Source organism: Oleiphilus sp. HI0043, from assembly GCF_001634935.1.
In genome coordinates this window covers 1-1,120 of record NZ_LWEY01000580.1, presented here as the reverse complement: position 1 = coordinate 1,120, position 1,120 = coordinate 1, and the positions used below count along the sequence as shown (strand labels likewise).

The window sequence follows — 1,120 nt, the reverse complement described above, 5'->3', positions numbered from 1 at the left end:
CGCATTACCCAAGGAAAGAGCCTTAGTATCAATCGTAATGCCGTTCGCTAGCTGAGCTACAACTTGGGGAGGGAAAGCAAACGTAGCAATCAATACGACCACCAGCAGTTTCTTTACTTTCCAATGCAATGATTTCACCAATTAATTCCTTTTCCCATTACTATTCTAAAGATTAAACAAGTGCGCTCGAGAGCAAAGCAGTCATCACCTTACTCCTGACACATGATTACCAGTTGAAAGCACCTATATTAATTGGATAAGAGATCCCCATACTTAAGTCAGACGCATCTTCAGTAAGCCCAAAGCCAAAGCTAACGTTTGTAATCGTCTTAGGGTCAACACGAATACCCAGTGAGAAGTTCATCGAACCACTCACCGAGTCAGGCGAAACTGCCGTCCCCGAACCAACGAAAGTTAATTTAGTTTCAGTACTATAACCAACCTGGGTCGATATACTTAAAGAGGTGTCATAAGAAAGAGAGTAAGAAAAGCCCCCTGAGAAAGAATAGCTCTGCCCTTGGTGAACAGTCTTGAGGAGATTCCCGCCTCGAGGTTGGTTCAAACCACTTTGCTCAAAGGAGTAGCTGGAACTCAGCGAGCCAAACAATACAACTGGGTCCAATACCTTCGATACACTTAAACCCGTTGAAACAGAGTAAGTACCACTACCCGTAGACAAGCGCTCATTAGGGTTAATTTCATAAGGACTGACACCTGTTTTAGTACTTAAGGTAGTACTTAGGGTGACTGTCGCCTTACCTGGTACATAAGCAAAAGGCTGCCAACGCAAACCGAAACTCACATCCCCCCACTCCGTTGCAGATAGTGAGTTCTGAGTATCGTAGCGTGAAGATAAAGGTATCCGGGCATTTAGAGTAAGGTTATTCAGAACTCCGTAGTCAAAGCTAAAGGAGTTTGTAAAGGAATGTGTTCCAGAGGGGTTTACGTCCAGATTTCTAACCACGCCATTCTGAACATCCAAGGCAATTCTCGAATCAGAGATATAAGAGTAATCCAGAGAATAGCTTAAAGACTTTCCACCCGCTTTGAGCAAGGAATAGTTTTTCTCAGCCGCCTGGAAAACCTCTTCCAATTGCTTGGTAGAGTCCTCATCATCTGA

General features: G+C 43.9%; 1 protein-coding gene. It reads right to left on the bottom strand.

Going from position 1 to position 1,120, the window contains the following annotated elements:
- Nucleotides 1-226: 226 nt before the first annotated feature.
- A partial coding sequence (locus tag A3729_RS32495) for a flagellar protein FilC (RefSeq protein ID WP_068633508.1) occupies nucleotides 227-1,120 on the bottom strand: 894 nt, incomplete at its 5' end.